Source organism: Bacillus kalamii, assembly GCF_047238185.1.
In the GTDB taxonomy this organism is placed as follows: Bacteria; Bacillota; Bacilli; order Bacillales; family DSM-1321; genus Bacillus_AD.
In genome coordinates this window covers 2,244,503-2,262,526 of sequence record NZ_JBDFMI010000001.1, presented here as the reverse complement: position 1 = coordinate 2,262,526, position 18,024 = coordinate 2,244,503, and the positions used below count along the sequence as shown (strand labels likewise).

Annotated in this window: 19 protein-coding genes; all 19 read left to right on the top strand. The window is 41.6% G+C overall.

The window, feature by feature from the left end; all coding sequences use genetic code 11:
* The 19 genes from fliR to frr all read left to right on the top strand — a co-directional run bounded on the left by fliR (position 1) and on the right by frr (position 17,830).
* Complete coding sequence (gene fliR / locus ABC357_RS11240) at positions 1–786, top strand: flagellar biosynthetic protein FliR (RefSeq protein ID WP_412887590.1); 786 nt, start codon at positions 1–3, stop codon at positions 784–786.
* Entirely contained in the window at positions 787–1,869 is a 1,083-nt protein-coding gene (gene flhB, locus ABC357_RS11235) for a flagellar biosynthesis protein FlhB (protein WP_412887589.1), read from the top strand.
* Between the two features lie 93 nt (positions 1,870–1,962).
* The gene (gene flhA, locus ABC357_RS11230; protein WP_412887588.1) at positions 1,963–3,999 is read left to right on the top strand and encodes a flagellar biosynthesis protein FlhA; all 2,037 of its coding nucleotides are present in this window, start codon (positions 1,963–1,965) and stop codon (positions 3,997–3,999) included.
* Positions 3,999–5,150 (top strand): flagellar biosynthesis GTPase FlhF, encoded by a 1,152-nt coding sequence (flhF, locus tag ABC357_RS11225; protein ID WP_412887587.1) that lies wholly within the window; start codon positions 3,999–4,001, stop codon positions 5,148–5,150. Before flhA ends, flhF begins: the two co-directional genes overlap by 1 nt.
* A complete protein-coding gene (locus ABC357_RS11220) occupies positions 5,143–6,009 on the top strand; it encodes a MinD/ParA family protein (RefSeq protein ID WP_412887586.1) in 867 nt (288 codons plus the stop codon). Before flhF ends, ABC357_RS11220 begins: the two co-directional genes overlap by 8 nt.
* An 8-nt stretch (positions 6,010–6,017) precedes the next feature.
* A complete protein-coding gene (locus ABC357_RS11215) occupies positions 6,018–7,124 on the top strand; it encodes a protein-glutamate methylesterase/protein-glutamine glutaminase (protein WP_412887585.1) in 1,107 nt (368 codons plus the stop codon).
* Entirely contained in the window at positions 7,124–9,205 is a 2,082-nt protein-coding gene (locus tag ABC357_RS11210) for a chemotaxis protein CheW (RefSeq protein ID WP_412887584.1), read from the top strand. The genes ABC357_RS11215 and ABC357_RS11210 overlap by 1 nt, the downstream gene beginning before the upstream one ends.
* A gap of 32 nt (positions 9,206–9,237) precedes the next feature.
* Positions 9,238–9,708 carry a chemotaxis protein CheW gene (locus ABC357_RS11205; protein ID WP_412887583.1) on the top strand — a complete coding sequence of 157 codons (471 nt, stop codon included), beginning with the start codon at positions 9,238–9,240 and terminating at the stop codon, positions 9,706–9,708.
* 2 nt (positions 9,709–9,710) lie between these two features.
* On the top strand, positions 9,711–10,352 hold the full coding sequence (locus tag ABC357_RS11200) for a chemotaxis protein CheC (protein WP_412887582.1): 642 nt from the start codon (positions 9,711–9,713) through the stop codon (positions 10,350–10,352).
* Positions 10,345–10,842 carry a chemotaxis protein CheD gene (locus ABC357_RS11195; RefSeq protein ID WP_412887581.1) on the top strand — a complete coding sequence of 166 codons (498 nt, stop codon included), beginning with the start codon at positions 10,345–10,347 and terminating at the stop codon, positions 10,840–10,842. Before ABC357_RS11200 ends, ABC357_RS11195 begins: the two co-directional genes overlap by 8 nt.
* Positions 10,842–11,132 (top strand): hypothetical protein, encoded by a 291-nt coding sequence (locus tag ABC357_RS11190; RefSeq protein ID WP_412887580.1) that lies wholly within the window; start codon positions 10,842–10,844, stop codon positions 11,130–11,132. The genes ABC357_RS11195 and ABC357_RS11190 overlap by 1 nt, the downstream gene beginning before the upstream one ends.
* A gap of 92 nt (positions 11,133–11,224) precedes the next feature.
* The gene (locus tag ABC357_RS11185; protein ID WP_412887579.1) at positions 11,225–11,986 is read left to right on the top strand and encodes a FliA/WhiG family RNA polymerase sigma factor; all 762 of its coding nucleotides are present in this window, start codon (positions 11,225–11,227) and stop codon (positions 11,984–11,986) included.
* A 28-nt stretch (positions 11,987–12,014) separates the two neighbouring features.
* Positions 12,015–13,391, top strand: coding sequence for a flagellar assembly protein A (locus ABC357_RS11180; protein ID WP_412887578.1), 1,377 nt, complete (start codon positions 12,015–12,017; stop codon positions 13,389–13,391).
* 42 nt (positions 13,392–13,433) lie between these two features.
* Positions 13,434–13,748: a hypothetical protein gene (locus ABC357_RS11175; RefSeq protein ID WP_412887577.1), complete on the top strand. Its 315-nt coding sequence runs from the start codon at positions 13,434–13,436 to the stop codon at positions 13,746–13,748.
* 9 nt (positions 13,749–13,757) lie between these two features.
* A complete protein-coding gene (locus ABC357_RS11170) occupies positions 13,758–14,357 on the top strand; it encodes a hypothetical protein (RefSeq protein WP_412887576.1) in 600 nt (199 codons plus the stop codon).
* A gap of 286 nt (positions 14,358–14,643) precedes the next feature.
* A complete protein-coding gene (gene rpsB, locus ABC357_RS11165) occupies positions 14,644–15,366 on the top strand; it encodes a 30S ribosomal protein S2 (protein WP_412887575.1) in 723 nt (240 codons plus the stop codon).
* A 170-nt stretch (positions 15,367–15,536) separates the two neighbouring features.
* The gene (tsf, locus tag ABC357_RS11160; RefSeq protein WP_412887574.1) at positions 15,537–16,421 is read left to right on the top strand and encodes a translation elongation factor Ts; all 885 of its coding nucleotides are present in this window, start codon (positions 15,537–15,539) and stop codon (positions 16,419–16,421) included.
* Between the two features lie 127 nt (positions 16,422–16,548).
* Entirely contained in the window at positions 16,549–17,271 is a 723-nt protein-coding gene (gene pyrH / locus ABC357_RS11155) for a UMP kinase (protein WP_412887573.1), read from the top strand.
* Position 17,272: 1 nt separating this feature from the next.
* Positions 17,273–17,830: a ribosome recycling factor gene (gene frr, locus ABC357_RS11150; protein WP_412887572.1), complete on the top strand. Its 558-nt coding sequence runs from the start codon at positions 17,273–17,275 to the stop codon at positions 17,828–17,830.
* Positions 17,831–18,024: the final 194 nt, after the last annotated feature.

Sequence of the window (18,024 nt, the reverse complement as noted above, 5' to 3'; positions counted from 1 at the left end):
ATGGAAGCTTTATTACCCTCATTACAGGCTTTTCCAGGGTTTTTGCTGGTGTTGGTCAGGGTATCCTGTTTTTTTGTCACCATGCCGATTTTTTCTTATAAAACAATACCTGCCATGCATCGGATCGGTCTCAGCGTTTTTTTGGCATGGATCATGTATTATACGTTGGATATACCGAGGATTGAATTGGACTATCAGTTTATTATGCTGGTGTTTAAAGAAGCGTCCGTCGGTCTGTTAATCGGATTTGTCGCGTATATGATTTTGACAGCGATACAGATTGCCGGCGGATTGATCGATTTTCAGATGGGTTTTGCCATAGCTAATGTCATAGACCCTCAAACGGGCGTCCAAAATCCGTTGACAGGACAGTATTTATATACTTTTGCACTATTATTCTTATTAGTTACTAACGGCCATCATTTACTGCTCGATGGTATTTTTAACAGCTACCAATTTATTCCGATTGATCAATTGTCCATCCCCTTTGGAAATGAAAAAATGTTCTGGTTCATTATACATGCATTTAATAAAGCTTTCCTAATTGCATTTCAAATGGCCATACCGGTGGTGGGCAGCTTGTTTATCGTTGACATTTCACTTGGTATTCTCGCTAGGACAGTACCACAGTTAAATATTTTTGTTGTGGGCATACCCGTAAAAATTGTCGTTAGTTTTATTGTTTTAATCATTGTAATGAGTGTTCTCCTGACGAGTGTAGGCCAGCTATTCAATTATATTCTGGTTACGATGAGAGGACTTATGCAGCTGATGGGGGGGAGCTAGATGGATTGGCTTTCACTGGACCTTCAATATTTTGCCGGAGAAAAAACCGAAAAGGCCACACCTAAGAAAAAGCAGGACGCAAGGAAAAAGGGGCAAGTGGCGAAGAGCCAGGATGTCAATACAGCCATTGTGCTATTAGCTTCATTCGGTGTAATGTCCTTTTTGGGCGGTTATATGAAAGAGCATTTGCTTGGTATTTATAAAATGACATTTGAAAAATATTTGACGATGCCTCTTACGGAAGCTAATGTACACACACTGTTTATATCTATGGTCGAAAAGGCCGCCTATGTTCTGCTTCCTGTAATGCTCGCTGCCATGGTGGGGGGAGTGGCGGCGAATTATATGCAGGTTGGCGTTTTATTTTCTGCAGAAGCCATCCAGTTCAAGCTGAACAAAATCAACCCTATATCTGGGTTTAAACGGATTTTTTCTGTAAGGGCTATTGTAGAATTGTTAAAGTCTTTATTGAAAATTGCGTTTGTTGGCTCTGTTGCCTATTTTGTTGTCAACTCCCATTTGGATGAAATCTTGAAGCTGTCGCAAAAACCATTGAATTCAGCACTTGCCACACTTGGCAATATTACCATTCAAGTAGGCTTGCTCGGCTCGCTGGCGCTATTGTTTATTGCTTTGCTTGATTATTTATACCAACGGTTCGATTTCGAAAAAAGTATCCGTATGTCAAAGCAGGATATAAAAGATGAGTACAAAAATATCGAGGGCGATCCATTGATTAAATCAAAGATTAAACAAAGGCAGAGAGAAATGGCCATGCAGCGGATGATGCAGGAAGTGCCAAATGCGGATGTGGTTATAACGAACCCTACCCATTATGCAATCGCCATAAAATACGACGAAAGCAAAATGGATGCTCCGTATGTGGCTGCCAAGGGTGTAGATTTTATTGCTCAAAAGATTAAACTTGTCGCCAGCGAAAACAATATCAGCATGGTGGAAAACCGGCCGTTGGCAAGGGCGCTATATGACCAGACGGAAGTCGGAGAAGCGATACCGGAAGAGTTTTTTAGGGCAATCGCCGAGATATTGGCAGTTGTTTATAAAGCAAAAGGAAAAGTGTAACAATTCCGATACATAAAGTGTGATGATAGTCTATTTGTTGCTGAGATGATTGAAAGAAATGTATATATATTAGGTTTGTTAGGAGAGAAGACGATGTCAGCAAGAGACTTATCGGTTTTAATTAGTGTAATTATGATTGTGGCCATGCTTATCATCCCGTTGCCGACATGGCTCTTAAGCGTCTTGATTCTATGCAATATTTCGCTTGCGTTAATTGTGATCTTGACCACTATGAACATGAAAGAACCGCTGGAATTTTCTATTTTTCCTTCGTTATTGTTGTTGTTAACATTGTTTCGTTTAGGGTTGAATGTGTCTACAACACGATCCATCCTTAGCCGTGGAGAAGCGGGAGGCGTTGTTGAGACATTTGGTACATTTGTTATCGGCGGAAATGTCCTGGTTGGTATGGTAGTGTTCCTGATCTTGATCATTATTCAATTTATCGTTATTACAAAAGGTTCCGAGCGTGTGTCAGAGGTAGCAGCGCGCTTTACGCTCGATGCGATGCCCGGAAAGCAAATGAGTATCGATGCAGATATGAACGCCGGCTTGATCTCTGAAAAAGAGGCGCGTGAACGGCGTGAAAAAATTGGCCGCGAAGCCGATTTTTACGGCTCGATGGACGGGGCCAGCAAATTTGTAAAAGGGGATGCCATTGCAGGGATCATCATTGTGGCGATCAACCTGATCTTTGGGATTATTATTGGTGTCACACAGCTTGATTTGGGATTCGGAGAGGCTGCCACTCACTTTGCCCTCCTGACAGTCGGCGACGGGATCGTTTCCCAGGTTCCTGCCTTGTTGATATCCACTGCAACAGGGATTGTAGTGACAAGAGCTGCATCGACCGGGAATTTAGGCGCGGATATTACCGGACAGCTATTCGCCTATCCTAAGATGATGTATGTAACTGGAGGAACAATCATTTTGCTTGGCCTATTTACACCGATTAGTGATGCTTTTACGATTCCGTTGGGCGGAATATTAATATTTGGCGGTTATATGATCGGACGGCAGCCTGAACCGGATGAAGAAGAGCTGCAAACAATGGAAGAGGAATTGCAGAGCGATGAAATGAAAAGTCCGGAAAGCGTCGTTAATTTGCTCAGTGTCGATCCAATTGAATTTGAATTCGGCTATGGATTAATCCCATTGGCCGATGCCAATCAGGGCGGCGATCTTTTGGACAGGGTCGTAATGATCAGAAGGCAGTTGGCCATCGAAATGGGATTAGTCATTCCTGCCGTCCGTATTCGTGATAATATCCAGCTGAATCCTAATGAGTATCGGCTTAAGATAAAAGGCAGTGAGATGGCAAGGGGGGAAGTCCTGCTTGACCATTATCTCGCCATGAGCCCCGGTACGGATGATGATACTATTGAAGGAATTGATACGGTAGAGCCATCATTCGGATTGCCTGCCAAATGGATCAGCGAAGAAACAAAGGAACAAGCTGAGATGCTTGGATATACGGTCGTAGACCCGCCAAGTGTGGTGTCCACCCATATTACGGAAGTCATCAAAAACAATGCGGATATTTTAATTGGCCGACAAGAAACAAAACAATTAATAGACCACTTGAATGAGACATCACCGATTCTTGTGGAAGAAGTAACACCAAATCCGCTTTCGGTTGGAGATATCCAAAAAGTTCTTGCCAAATTGTTGAAAGAAAAGATATCCATCCGCAATTTGCCGATTATTTTTGAAACGCTGGCCGATTACGGCAAGATGTCGACAGATACGGATTTATTGACGGAATATGCCCGGCAGAATTTAGCGAGACAAATTACCCAACAATATTTGAATGGTGATTCGTCCCTGAAGGTCATCACCGTTTCAGGGAAAGTAGAAAAGCTGATTGCAGACAGTGTACAACAAACAGAGCATGGAAACTACTTATCCATCGATCCGAATGTCACCCAGGAAATACTGGCATCTCTTGCTTCCAAGCTGGAGGAACTATCGCTGATTGATCAACAGCCAATTGTCTTATGCTCGCCCGCAGTGCGGATGTATGTTAGACAATTGACAGAAAGATATTTTCCGCAAGTTCCAATTTTATCTTATAACGAATTGGAAGCAGAAGTGGAAATACAAAGCATCGGGGTGGTGAACGTAAGCTGATGAAAATAAAAAAATACAATGCTGCCAATATGAATGAAGCAATGGCGCAAATCAAGAATGAACTAGGTGAAGAAGCAGTCATATTGAATTCGAAGGTGGTTTTTACCGGCGGCATTCTCGGTTTCTTTAAGAAAAAAGGAATAGAAGTCATTGCTGCTGTCGATCCACAGGAGAGACAACAGCCAATGGCAACTCAAGTAAAGAAAAAGCGCTTAGAAGGGATGCCTGCCGAAAAGATTGCTTACGATAGGAATCCGAATAGAGTCGGCCATACAAACAAAGAAGATAATCAATCGGCCCATGATGTATTGAAAGAAATGGGCGAGCTGAAGCAACTGGTGAAAAAGGTTCAGCTAAACCAGGAAAAAGACACATTATCTGCTCCCTTGAAAAAAGTAAGCGACCTATTGTCTGGGCAGGAAATAGCTCAAGATGTGATCGATACCATTTTGGTGATGCTTAACGATAAAGAAGGCATTACCGAAGAGGAAGCGATCGAGTTTGCGAAATCATTCCTGCTGGCTTCATTGCCTTCAGAGGCAAACAGACTTTTTCAACGTAAATATGTGAATGTAGTTGGGCCGACTGGTGTAGGAAAGACCACGACCCTGGCAAAATTGGCAGCGGAAAGTGCCTTGAAATACAGAAAAAAAGTAGCTTTCATTACTACTGATACATATAGAATAGCAGCGATCGACCAATTAAAGACATATGCCAAAATCCTGAATGTGCCGATTGAAGTTGCGTATAACGTGGAAGATTTCAGGAAGGCGATTGAGCGTTTTTCACATTATGATTTAGTCTTTATTGACACTGCCGGTCGAAACTTCAGAAATGCAGAATATGTGGAGGAACTGAATAAAATCATCTCATTTGATGAGCAGATGGAAACATATATGGTGCTTGCTTTAACAAGCAAGCAGCGAGATATGGAAGAAATCGTAGGGCAATTCAGTTCCATACCGCTCTCCTATTTTATTTTCACAAAGATGGATGAAACATCAACTATAGGGGCTGCCTATAATATGGTCGTGAAATATAACTTGAATATTGCCTATGTGACGGATGGGCAGAACGTCCCTGATGACTTGAAAAAAGCATCGCCCGATTTCTTGGTCGATTCGATGTTTAAGGTGAACCGCCATGAATGACCAGGCTGCAAACCTAAGGCACAAAATGATGAAGCAATCAGCACAAAACCATTGCAAAACCATTGCGGTGATCAGCGGGAAGGGAGGAGTCGGGAAATCAAATTTTTCCCTGAACTTTTCTTTAACGCTTTCCAGGGAACAAAAACGGGTGTTATTGTTCGATATGGATATAGGAATGGGTAATATCGATATATTGATGGGCCGGACAGCCGAACGAAACATTGTCGACTATTTCCATCATCAAATGTCTTTGGAAGAAGTGATTACAGAAGGCCCGGATCATCTCCGTTTTATCAGTGGGGGATCCGGTCTCTCGCATTTATTTTCCATGGATAACGAAAAAGTGGATTCTTTTATTGCTGAATTTACTGTTTTGCAGGCTCATTATGATTATCTTGTGTTTGATTTAGGGGCAGGCATTTCCGCTGAAACGGCCAAATTCCTGATGTGTGTTGATGAGATTATAACGATTACCACACCTGAGCCGACTAGCATTATGGATGCTTACTCAATTATAAAATACTTGCATATGCAAAATGAGGACCTTCCATTCAATGTGGTCTGCAATAGGGCATCCAATGAACGGGAAGGGCGTGAAACGATCAATCGGCTTAAAAAGACAGTGAAGCAATTCTTGGGGAAGGAAATTGTTACTCTAGGGATACTCCCTGACAGTAAAGCTGTTTCGAAAGCAGTATTAAGACAAGTCCCGTTCACAACCCACAACGCCCATTCAGATATTAGCAAATCGATGAAACAACTGACAATAGGATTTTTAGAGAGAGATAACATTAAAGGTGCAAAAGAAAGCCAGCGGACTTTTCTTGATAAATTCAAATTATTTTTCACTGGGAAGTAGGGAAAGCCATGGGAAAAATTAAAGTGTTGATTGTGGAAGATTCAGCTTTCATGAGGAAGCTTATTCAAAATTTTTTATCAGAAGATCAGAATATTGAAGTAATCGGCATAGCCAGAAACGGCCAGGATGCTATTAATAAGATAAAAAAATGGAATCCTGATGTAGTCACGATGGACGTAGAAATGCCAGTGATGAGCGGGCTTGAAGCATTGGAGATTATCATGAGAGAATGCCCGGTCCCGGTCATTATGCTTTCGAGCTTGAATGATCAAAGCGCCGATCGTACCCTTCAGGCAATGCAGCATGGCGCTTTTGATTTTATTGCAAAGCCTTCAGGGCCGATATCGCTGGATTTACATAAAATCAAAGAACAATTGATAGAAAAAATAAAAGCAGCAGGAAAGATAGACATACAACTTCTGCAAAAAAAACTGAATTTGCCAAATTATTCGCAGGATGTGCGCCTTTCTTATAGTAAAATGGAACTAAAAGAAAGGCTAGTTCCAGAGGATGGTATCCAAATGAATAATAGGAAATTAGTAGCCATAGGGACTTCTACCGGAGGGCCGAGAGCATTGCAGTCCGTACTGACGATGTTGCCCAAAGACTTCTCTTTGCCCATTGTTATAGTGCAGCATATGCCGCCGGGGTTTACAAAATCATTGGCATCCCGATTGGACCAGCTGTCTGAAATATCGGTCAAAGAAGCGGAAGATGGGGATGTTTTGGAGAAAGGGACCGCCTATTTGGCACCTGGAGGGTACCATCTGAAAGTGGAAGGGAACGGTACTATTCTAAAAATAGCATTAAGCAAAGATGAAGTACGCAATGGCCATAGACCGTCCGTGGATGTCATGTTCGAGTCGATCAGTTTAGTGAAACATCTGTCGACGATTGCAGTCGTCATGACAGGAATGGGCAGTGATGGGACTAAAGGGTTAGCATTGATAAAAGAGAACCAGCCTGCTGTTTGTATTGCTGAATCAGAGGAAACATCTATCGTCTTCGGGATGCCGAAGTCTGTGATCGGCGCCAAATTGGCAGACACTGTCGAACATGTTGAGAATATTGCGGACGCAATCTTGCGTTATGCTGAACTTAAGGGGGCCTTCTGATGGACATGAACCAATACTTAGAAGTGTTTATTGAAGAGAGTAAAGAGCACTTGCAAATGTGCAATGAACAATTATTGGAGCTTGAAAAGAATCCGGAAGAAATGACAATTGTCAATGAAATATTCCGTGCAGCGCACACTTTAAAAGGAATGTCTGCAACGATGGGTTATGAAGATTTAGCTAACCTTACGCATAAAATGGAAAACGTGCTGGATGCAATCCGCAATGGAAAACTGAAGGTCAGCGAGGAATTGCTGGATGTTGTTTTTGATTCTGTCGATCACCTTGAAGAAATGGTCATGGATATAGCTTCCGGTGGAAATGGGAAAAAAGATGTCTCTGAAGTAGTGGATAAACTTCTGAAAATCGAAAAAGGGGAGCCGCTTGGTTCAGCTCCACAATCAGTTCACGAGCAGGAGAACAGCCCAGCAGCAGAAAGCCTGCCAGCATCCTTGAAAAATGAGTATGACGAGTATGAGCTGACTGTGCTGGAGCAATCGAAAGAACAAGGGTTTTCTTCGTTTGAAATCACGATAGCTCTTCGTGATGACTGTCTGTTGAAGGCTGCCCGCGTATTTATGGTCTTCGAAGTATTGGAGCAAATAGGGGAAGTCATCAAAACATTCCCGGCAACTGAACAATTGGAAGAGGAACAATTCGATTCGGAATTCACAATAACCTTTGTATCACATGCATCTCAAGAGGAAATTGAAAAGAAAATTATGAAGGTTTCAGAAGTGGATAAAGTGTCAGCATTTCCGATCGAATTAGATGAATTAAAGAAAAACCATTCAGGTTCAGTACAAGCTTCGGAATTCAAAGAAGTAAGCGAAGCTTTGCCCCAACAGGCACAGGAAAATGAAGAAGCCGTTATCGCAAAACAAGACCAGAACCAGGGCGATAAAAAACAGAACGGCCAAAAGGCTGTCAATACGAATAAAACCATTAGGGTAAATATCGAAAGATTGGATATTCTGATGAATTTATTTGAAGAGCTTGTTATCGATCGAGGCAGATTGGAACAAATTTCAAAAGATCTGGACAATCAAGCGTTGCATGAAACTGTTGAACGGATGACGAGGATTTCAGGCGATCTTCAAACGATTATTTTGAATATGAGAATGGTCCCGGTTGAAACAGTGTTCAATCGATTCCCAAGAATGGTTAGACAATTAGCCAAAGATTTGAATAAAAAAATTAATCTTGAAATTGTCGGTGCAGAGACTGAATTAGATAGAACGGTTATTGACGAAATCGGAGACCCATTGGTCCATTTGCTGCGGAATGCATTGGACCATGGAATTGAAACACCTGATGTCCGGCTGTCAAAAGGAAAGAGTGAAGAAGGAACGGTTATTTTGCGGGCTTATCACAGCGGCAATCATGTCTTCATTGAAATTGAAGACGATGGTGCAGGAATCAAACGGGAAAATGTGCTGAATAAAGCGATATCAAAAGGAATTGTGACCAAGGCAGCGGCAGCTGCGATGACAAACAGGCAAGTGTATGAATTGATTTTTGCTTCCGGTTTTTCGACAGCCGATGTTATTTCCGATGTTTCCGGGCGCGGCGTCGGCTTGGATGTGGTCCGCAATACGATTGAATCGCTTGGCGGTACAGTATCCATCGATTCGAATGAAGGGGAAGGCAGCATTTTTTCTATCCAACTTCCGCTTACTTTATCCATCATATCAGTGATGCTTGTAGAGATTCAAAAAGAGAAATATGCTATTCCGTTATCTTCTATCATTGAAACGGCTATCGTTAAAAAGGAAAATATTATGAATGCGCATAACCAGCAGGTGATTGATTTTAGAGGAAAAGTGGTTCCTTTATTGAATTTGGCAAAATTGTTCGAGGTCCCTTTCTTTGAAGAAGATAATGAATATGTTTCAGTTGTGATCGTCCGAAAGGGAGAAAAAATGGCAGCATTAATCGTGGATTCTTTTATAGGGCAGCAGGAAGTGGTCCTAAAGTCTCTCGGCAATTATTTGACGTCGGTCTTTGCAATTTCTGGCGCCACTATTTTGGGAGATGGACAAGTAGCGTTAATAGTAGATTGCAATGCACTAATTAAATAGGAAGCAATGTGGAGATTTTAGGGGGGATTACAGTGTCTCAGGAAATAGAAACTAGTATAAAAGTGATCGTTTTTCAGCTGAAGGAAAAGGAGTATGCCTTACCAGTCAGTCAGGTAAAAGCGATTGAAAAAATTGAGCATATCACCAGAGTGCCTAATACAGTCCCTTATGTAAAGGGGGTAATCAATCTTAGAGGTGTGGTTGTGCCAATTATTGACCTTCGCATCCGGTTTGATATTGATGAGGAGCCTTATACGGAACAAACAAGGATTATTATCGTGTCATTGGATGAGTTGGAGGTTGGTTTAATCGTTGATTCGGCAAATGATGTCATTGATGTAGCGGAAACGGATATTGAACCGCAGCCGGAAATTGTAGGGGCGGAAGAGACAGAATTTATTACTGGAGTAATTCAGATGGATAAACGTTTACTCATCCTGATCGATTTGATGAAGGTTTTGAATCCTGAAGAAGCTATACAAGAACGAGGGGAAGGAATATAAACATGTCTTATATCGAAAAGATATCCACCATGCATCTAGATATTTTGAAGGAAATCGGAAATATTGGAGCAGGGCATGCCGCTACTGCATTATCTACTATGCTGGACAAAAAAATTGATATGAAGGTGCCGAATGTTCGTGTGGTATCTTTCGATGAAGTAATGGATCTGGCTGGAGGTCCAGAGAATGTGGTCGCATCGGTTTTTTTACGATTAGAGGGAGACGCACCGGGAAGCATGTTCTTTCTTCTGTCTCTGGATCAGGCTGAATTTTTTGTGCACCAGATGACTGGGGATGGGAAATTCAGTTTCTCAGATCCCCCATATAGTGAATTGAGCATTTCTGCCTTGCAGGAGCTTGGAAATATCTTGACCGGCTCCTATTTAACATCACTTTCAGATTTTACCCAATTGAATTTATATCCATCTGTTCCAGCTTTCTCGGTGGAGATGGTTGGGGCCATTATCAGCTTTGGCCTTATTGAGCTTTCACGTGAAGGGGATGCAGCGATTGTCATTGATACAGAGCTAAGTGAGGAAGAAGGGGATTTACAAACGAGTGTTAATGGTCATTTCTTTCTTCTTCCAGATCCATCTTCTTTCAAGATTATTTTCAATGCTTTAGGGGTGGATGTGGATGATTGAGAATCAGAAGATAATCAAAGTGGGTATAGCAGATATGAATATTGTCAGAGCGCCCGATATCATCCGGACTGCCGGCCTCGGCTCATGTGTGGGCGTGGTCTTATATGATTGTATTCAGGATTTGGCCGGGATGGTTCATATTATGCTTCCTGAATCTAGTATTGTGAGGAATGGCCCCATTAATGCAGCGAAATATGCTGATACAGGAGTTCCAGAATTGGTTTCGAGACTTGAAAGGGAGGGCGCCGCAATATCGCGCCTGAAGGCCAAAATTGCGGGAGGCGCCCAAATGTTCCAGTTTTCATCGGGAAGTGACATGATGAGGATTGGGCCCAGGAATGTGGAGGCTGTCAAGATGGCATTGGATCAGTTTCATATTGGCCTAAAGGGTGAAGATTGCGGGGGAAGCAGCGGCAGGACCATTGAGTTTAATCCGGGAACAAAACGATTATCGATCAGGACTGTATATCAAGGGGTAAAAGAATTGTAATGGCAGGATCATATAAATTGAATCTCCTTTTTGCGGTTTTTGGATTTGCGATGTTTTTCTTTTTTTCCTTCAGTGTGGATTTTTATTTGTATGCAGTCTGGCGAGGTTTGGCCGCATTTATTATTTTTTATTTTTTTATGTATCTGGTCAGATGGCTGTGGGGTATTGCATTGAAAGAAACAAGCAAAGTGAAAACGGATTCTCTGGATCATATGGCATCCGATGAAAAAATCAAAGAAGTTTCGAAGGTCGTAAAAGATTTATTAAGGGAAGATGAAGAACGTTCATAATACTATTTTGGTTTATTTATTGTTTAATATCGTAGTTTGATATACTAAATAGTAAATAAATCCTTATTGAATAGTAGGTAAGGAGGAGAACAATGTCTCAACTAGCAAGAGATGATGAAACAGTTCACTGGAAGAAATGGGTTAAATCAAAAGATTCTGAAGCGGGAGATTTTTTGGCCCGTAAATATATGCCGCTCGTTTCCTATCATGTCCAGCGCATCTCGGTAGGTCTTCCTAAAAGTGTAAGCAGAGATGATTTACGAAGTTTAGGGATGATGGGCTTGTTCAATGCTCTTGAACGATTTGAACCGGATCGGGATTTGAAGTTCGATACATATGCATCTTTCCGGATCCGTGGAACTATTTTGGATGGTTTAAGAAAAGAAGATTGGCTTCCGAGAAGTGCCCGCGAAAAGACGAAAAAGATTGAACATACAATCGAGAGGCTGGAACAAGAGCATTTGAGGAATGTTTCAGCGGAAGAAATCGCAGAAGAATTAGACATTAGCCCTGATGAAGTCATCCATTCATTGAATGAAAACTTCTTCGCGAATGTGATTTCCATTGAAGACCAGGGCGACCATGATGATGGGGAAGGGAAATCTGTCCATTTAAAAGATGATAAAGCGGTCCTTCCTGATGATCATATGGTACGAACGGAAGTATATGAGGACCTTGCCCGCGGGATTGCCCAATTGAATAAAAACGAACAATTAGTGCTCCAATTGTTTTATAAAGAAGAACTTACGTTAACCGAGATCGGCCATGTCATGGACCTATCCACAAGCAGAATCTCTCAAATCCATTCAAAATCTATCTTTAAATTGAGGAATCTGCTCAAGTCGATCTTATAAAGAATGTAAAGAAGAGAGGGAGCATCCTATGGACGGTCGGTTTGAAGTGCTTAAAAGCAAAGATGGCTTAATGGCAAAGATGGTTTTAAAAAAGGATATGGAGGCATTCCAAGACGTGACTGCAGATGAATTGAATCAAGCTTTAGCGGAGTATTCCATCACTTATGGAATACAGGGGGATGTATTGGCTTCCATTGCGTTAGATCCCTCAATCGCCAAAGATCCAATCGTTGTGGCAGAGGGCATACCTCCTACCGATGGAGAAGATGGTTTTTTGGTCAATAAAGTATCCCTGCCTTCGATGGATAAGGCAAATGAGCAAACCTCTGAAAAAACGCTGAACCTTCGGAATGTCCTTACGATTCCTTCAGTCAAAAACGGGCAATGCCTGGCTGAAATTATGAAGCCAGGTTTGGGGGTGCCTGGAATTGATGTAAGCGGGACCGCGATTCCGGCAAAGACTGGGCGCGCTTTTAAGCTGAAGGCCGGCAAAAATGTCCTATTTCTTCAAGGGAAGGTATATGCAACTGTAGATGGGCAAGTATCTTTATCGAACCATGCAGTCCATGTACATCCTATTTTTGAAGTACAAGGCGATTTGGACTTAAAAACCGGAAATATCGATTTTATTGGGAATGTAGTGATCCATGGCGATGTTCCGAACGGTTATAGCATCCGTGCAGGAGGAGATATCAAAATAGATGGATTGGTGGAGTCCGCAGATCTGAAAGCAGGAGGGTCAATTCACATTTTAGGCGGGATAACAGGGGGGAATAAAGGCTCAATTGAAGCTGAATTGAATATCCAAGCCAATTACTTGAATCAAGCCAATTGCCGGGCAGGGGGATCAGTCTATATTGAGTCATCCATTTTGCATAGCAGGATTGAATGCGGAGGCAGTGTCTACTGTAAAAGAGGAGCTGTGATTGGCGGTTTCCTATCTGCGATGGATGGCGTGGAAGCAAATGACTTCGGCAATCATCATTATATGCAGACATCCATTTTTGTCGGGAAATCCCATCAATATGCAGAACAGGAACTCAAGATCCAAAAGGAAATTAACCTGGTGAAGGCAGCGCTTGATAAGCTTAAGATCTTGTCGGAAAAATTACAAGGGCATAAGCAAATGACAGGTACACTGGGTGTGAAGGAAAGGCTTGTCCTAGAAAAACAAGAAATAACTACGCGTGCGAATAAGGAAAAATTAGCCCGATTGGAAGAAGAAGCCCAGAAATTGAAAGAACTCCAAATGGCCCATGAACAAGCATATATCCATGCACGAGGTACAGTATATCCAAATACAGAAATGCGATTCGGGAAGTATTCTAAGGTGTTTCAGAAAAAAACGTCTTCAATAAAGATATTCTTTTCTGAAGGCGAAATCAGGACAGAACCGCTATCTTAACGGAGGAGCCTAGGCCATATTCGGGTAAAGGGGTGGTCGTTTTTGAGCTTGAAAGCTATAGAAATGCAAATTGCTTTGCCGCGTACCCAGGACGCTGGCAAAATACAGGAACAGTTGCAGCAAAGAAGCCAAATCGCAATCGATTCAGCAGCAAATGAGGTAAAAAGAGAAGAAAAGAAAAAGGAACAGTCTGTTATTGCTGCAAAAAAGGCAAGGCAGCAAAAGGTCGGAGAAGATTCCGGGAAGATGAATCAAACGAATCTGCATTCAGGACATAATTTGAACTGTACACAAGAAGAAAAGGAAGAGCTTTCGCACCATCCTTATAAAGGAAATAGAATCGACTTTTCCGGATAGAGGTAATTAATGATCACATTTATTTTAATCGTCAGCTTGATTTTACATTGCGTCAGCATATTAGCCATCATTATTCTATATAGCAGACAAAATCAATATAAGGAGACTGAACAGCATATAGAGAAGATGAAAAAGGAACTTGAGGATGTATTGCAATCATTCGCCATGGAATTAGAGGAAAGCAATAATGAAATGAAGGACGCCATTAGCCAAATGGGAAGCATGAAAAAAAGCGCTAACCCAATGCGTCCAGAAACGAAGCCCTCCGACAACAAGTTACAGCCGCTTAATCGGATGGGTGCCAAGGAAGAACAACCAATGGACCTCTCCGTTAACAGCAAGCAGGCAGATAGCTATGAGGGATTAGTGAATGAAGTGACTGATCAAGTCGAATTGTCCCATGCCAACGTTGAACCAAATAAAAGCATAGAACAAGAAAAACATGGATTCAAAGATTTGTTGAAGCAGCAATTGAAAAGTGAAAAACAATTGACCCTCCCTGAGCAGGTCATGAAAATGAAGAATGATGGCCTTACGGAAGAAGAAATAGCTAAACAATTGGGAAAAGGAAAAACAGAAATAGAACTTCTCGTAAAATTCCATGCTTAAAAAGGCTAACTGGACAACCGGCAGCCTTTTTTTGTTATCCTGGCAGAAGAATTTTTTTCTTTTGAAGCCATACATACTACTAGTCAAGGTGAAATATGTTGCAGGCTGCCACTATATAATTAAAAAGTAAAGAATCAACACTTGAATATGCGGAATGTATATGCTATATTAATTCATGGTGTTAATACACACGCTCAAGGATTCCGTTGACAGGTGCTGTCTTAGACAGTTTTCAACAGAAAATGAATTGGGCGGAGGAAAAAGAAAACCTAGGAGGAAACAAAACATGTCAGTTATTTCAATGAAACAATTGCTTGAAGCTGGTGTACATTTCGGTCACCAAACTCGTCGTTGGAACCCAAAAATGAAGAAATATATCTTCATGGAGCGTAACGGGATTTACATCATCGACCTACAAAAAACAGTGAGAAAAATCGAAGAAGCATACAACTTCGTTAAAGAAGTTGCTGCTAACGGCGGTACTGTTCTTTTTGTTGGTACAAAAAAACAAGCACAAGATTCAGTTAAAGAAGAAGCGATCCGCGCTGGTCAATACTATGTAAACCAACGTTGGTTGGGCGGTACTTTAACAAACTTTGAAACAATTCAAAAACGTATTACGCGTCTTAAAGATATCGAAAAAATGGAAGAAAACGGTACATTCGAAGTACTTCCTAAAAAAGAAGTTATCAATCTTAAAAAAGAGCAAGAGCGTTTAGAAAAATTCTTAGGCGGAATCAAAGACATGAAGGGTCTTCCTGATGCGATTTTCGTAATCGACCCACGTAAAGAGCGCATCGCTGTTGCAGAAGCTCATAAATTGAACATCCCTCTAGTAGGTATCGTTGATACAAACTGTGATCCGGATGAAATCGATTATGTAATCCCTGCGAACGATGACGCAATCCGCGCTGTCAAATTGCTGACTGCTAAGATTGCTGATGCAATTCTTGAAGTGAAGCAAGGCGAAGATCTTTCTGAAGCTCCAGAAGCTACAGAAGAAGTTTAAGTTTTAAGCTCATGGAAAAGGTGATAAGAGGATAAGGCCTTTTATCACCTTTTTTCAAGCGAACAATGGCGTATGAAACGAACGCTGGTTGGAAAAATTAAGAAGAGTATCTTGTACGGAACCGCAACGGTTAATATACATGTACATATCAAAAAGGAGGAAACCCCATAATGGCTATTACTGCTCAAATGGTAAAAGAACTTCGTGAAAAAACTGGTGCTGGCATGATGGATTGCAAAAAAGCACTAACTGAAACAAACGGTGATATGGATCAAGCAATCGACTACCTTCGTGAAAAAGGTATCGCTAAAGCTGCTAAAAAAGGCGATCGCATCGCTGCAGAAGGATTAACTAACATTCTTGTAAAAGGAAACGAAGCTGTTATCCTTGAAGTGAACTCAGAAACTGATTTCGTTGCTAAAAACGAAGGTTTCCAAGTTCTTGTTAAAGAATTGGCCGAGCATATCCTAGCTCACAAACCGGCAACAGTCGAAGAAGCTATGGAACAAACGATGGACAATGGTACTGTCGTTGCTGAGCATATCAATGCTGCAATCGCAAAAATTGGTGAAAAGCTTACTCTTCGCCGTTTCACTGTAGAAACAAAAACAGATGCTGATGCATTTGGCGCATACCTGCACATGGGCGGACGCATCGGTGTATTGACTGTCCTTGAAGGATCTACTGATGAAGGCGCAGCTAAAGATGTTGCAATGCATATCGCAGCTCTTAAACCTCTTTATGTATCCCATGACCAAGTTTCTCAAGAAGAAATCGATAGAGAGCGCAAAGTATTGACTGAACAAGCTCTTAATGAAGGCAAGCCGGAAAAAATCGTTGCTAAAATGGTTGAAGGTCGCCTTGGTAAATTCTTCGAAGAAATCTGTGTTCTTGACCAATCTTTCGTTAAGAACCCAGACGTAAAAGTGGGCCAATTCATTGAGTCAACTGGCGGAAAACTGACTAGCTTTATCCGTTACGAAGTTGGAGAAGGCATTGAGAAGCGTCAAGATAACTTTGCTGAAGAAGTAATGAGCCAAGTTAAAAAAGACTAATTTCATTACTCTTTAATAAAGCAATCAATAGGGGACACTTAGTGTTCCCTTTTTTTAAAGTAACAAATACTAAATTACCATCCATCGCCGGATAAACCCGTTGGATGATATGAAGCTGGAGGTTCAAATGAGCAGCGCCAAATATAAACGAGTTGTATTGAAGTTAAGTGGAGAAGCGTTAGCAGGCGATGACGGCTTTGGCATTAATCCTGCTGTCATTAAGTCAATTGCGCAACAAGTGAAAGAAATTGCTGAATTGGATGTAGAGGTGGCCGTTGTCGTAGGAGGCGGAAACATCTGGAGAGGCAAGATCGGAAGCGAATTAGGAATGGACCGCACAACGGCGGATTACATGGGGATGCTTGCTACTGTCATGAATTCATTGGCATTGCAGGACAGCCTTGAAAACCTCGGCATTGAAACGCGTGTTCAAACGTCCATCGAAATGCGCCAAGTAGCTGAGCCTTACATCAGAAGAAGAGCTGTACGCCATCTTGAAAAGAAACGAGTTGTGATTTTTGCGGCAGGCACAGGTAACCCGTATTTCTCTACAGATACAACTGCGGCATTGAGAGCTGCGGAAATTGAAGCGGATGTTATCCTAATGGCCAAAAACAATGTGGACGGCGTATACAATGCTGATCCTCGCAAAGATGAGAATGCGACGAAATATGATAAACTATCGTATTTAGATGTACTAAAGGATGGTTTGGAAGTTATGGACTCAACGGCTTCCTCTTTATGCATGGACAACGATATACCATTGATTGTCTTCTCTATCACTGAACAGGGCAACATTAAGCGAGTGGTGACAGGTGAAGAAATCGGAACTATAGTGAGGGGGAAATAAAATGGCGAAACAAGTAATTTCTCATACAAAAGACAGAATGGAAAAGGCTGTACAAGCTTTGGCGAGAGAATTGTCGACTATCCGTGCAGGCAGAGCAAACGCAGCTATTCTTGACCGAGTATCTGTTGATTATTACGGGGCACCGACTCCTATTAATCAATTGGCCGGCATTTCTGTGCCAGAGGCGAGATTATTGGTGATTCAACCTTATGATAAAACGGTTTTAGGAGAAATCGAAAAAGCAATCCTGAAGTCAGATCTTGGCTTGAACCCAGCAAATGACGGTTCTATTATCCGAATCGCTATTCCTGCATTGACTGAGGAACGCCGTAAGGAGCTTGTGAAGCAAGTCAAGAAAGAGGCGGAAGAAGCAAAAGTGGGCATCAGAAACATTCGCCGAGACGGCAATGATGATTTGAAAAAATTAGAAAAGAACAATGAAATCACTGAGGATGAACTCCGTGGCTACTCAGATGATATTCAAAAGTTGACAGATTCCCACATCGTCAAAATTGATGAAGTGGCTAAAGAGAAAGAAAAAGAAATCATGGCTGTTTAATCGGCCGTTCCAAAAGCCCCTGAACAGGGGCTTTTTAAGCTTATGGAAGCATTAATGAAAAGAGATTCTTCTAGAGCTCATCCTGCAGTTGTTTTGCGGGCATACATATCTATTTAACAATACCGATAGGATATTTTCAGATTTTCTGATATTATTAAGTGGATTCAACATACTTTACTTAGATGGAACCTATT

Bases quoted from the DNA above. Each gene is read 5' to 3' on its own strand.
- fliR (WP_412887590.1), top strand. From the start codon at position 1: ATGGAAGCTTTATTACCCTCATTACAGGCTTTTCCAGGGTTTTTGCTG.
- flhB (WP_412887589.1), top strand. From the start codon at position 787: ATGGATTGGCTTTCACTGGACCTTCAATATTTTGCCGGAGAAAAAACC.
- flhA (WP_412887588.1), top strand. From the start codon at position 1,963: ATGTCAGCAAGAGACTTATCGGTTTTAATTAGTGTAATTATGATTGTG.
- flhF (WP_412887587.1), top strand. From the start codon at position 3,999: ATGAAAATAAAAAAATACAATGCTGCCAATATGAATGAAGCAATGGCG.
- ABC357_RS11220 (WP_412887586.1), top strand. From the start codon at position 5,143: ATGAATGACCAGGCTGCAAACCTAAGGCACAAAATGATGAAGCAATCA.
- ABC357_RS11215 (WP_412887585.1), top strand. From the start codon at position 6,018: ATGGGAAAAATTAAAGTGTTGATTGTGGAAGATTCAGCTTTCATGAGG.
- ABC357_RS11210 (WP_412887584.1), top strand. From the start codon at position 7,124: ATGGACATGAACCAATACTTAGAAGTGTTTATTGAAGAGAGTAAAGAG.
- ABC357_RS11200 (WP_412887582.1), top strand. From the start codon at position 9,711: ATGTCTTATATCGAAAAGATATCCACCATGCATCTAGATATTTTGAAG.
- ABC357_RS11195 (WP_412887581.1), top strand. From the start codon at position 10,345: ATGATTGAGAATCAGAAGATAATCAAAGTGGGTATAGCAGATATGAAT.
- ABC357_RS11190 (WP_412887580.1), top strand. From the start codon at position 10,842: ATGGCAGGATCATATAAATTGAATCTCCTTTTTGCGGTTTTTGGATTT.
- ABC357_RS11185 (WP_412887579.1), top strand. From the start codon at position 11,225: ATGTCTCAACTAGCAAGAGATGATGAAACAGTTCACTGGAAGAAATGG.
- ABC357_RS11180 (WP_412887578.1), top strand. From the start codon at position 12,015: ATGGACGGTCGGTTTGAAGTGCTTAAAAGCAAAGATGGCTTAATGGCA.
- ABC357_RS11170 (WP_412887576.1), top strand. From the start codon at position 13,758: ATGATCACATTTATTTTAATCGTCAGCTTGATTTTACATTGCGTCAGC.
- rpsB (WP_412887575.1), top strand. From the start codon at position 14,644: ATGTCAGTTATTTCAATGAAACAATTGCTTGAAGCTGGTGTACATTTC.
- tsf (WP_412887574.1), top strand. From the start codon at position 15,537: ATGGCTATTACTGCTCAAATGGTAAAAGAACTTCGTGAAAAAACTGGT.
- pyrH (WP_412887573.1), top strand. From the start codon at position 16,549: ATGAGCAGCGCCAAATATAAACGAGTTGTATTGAAGTTAAGTGGAGAA.
- frr (WP_412887572.1), top strand. From the start codon at position 17,273: ATGGCGAAACAAGTAATTTCTCATACAAAAGACAGAATGGAAAAGGCT.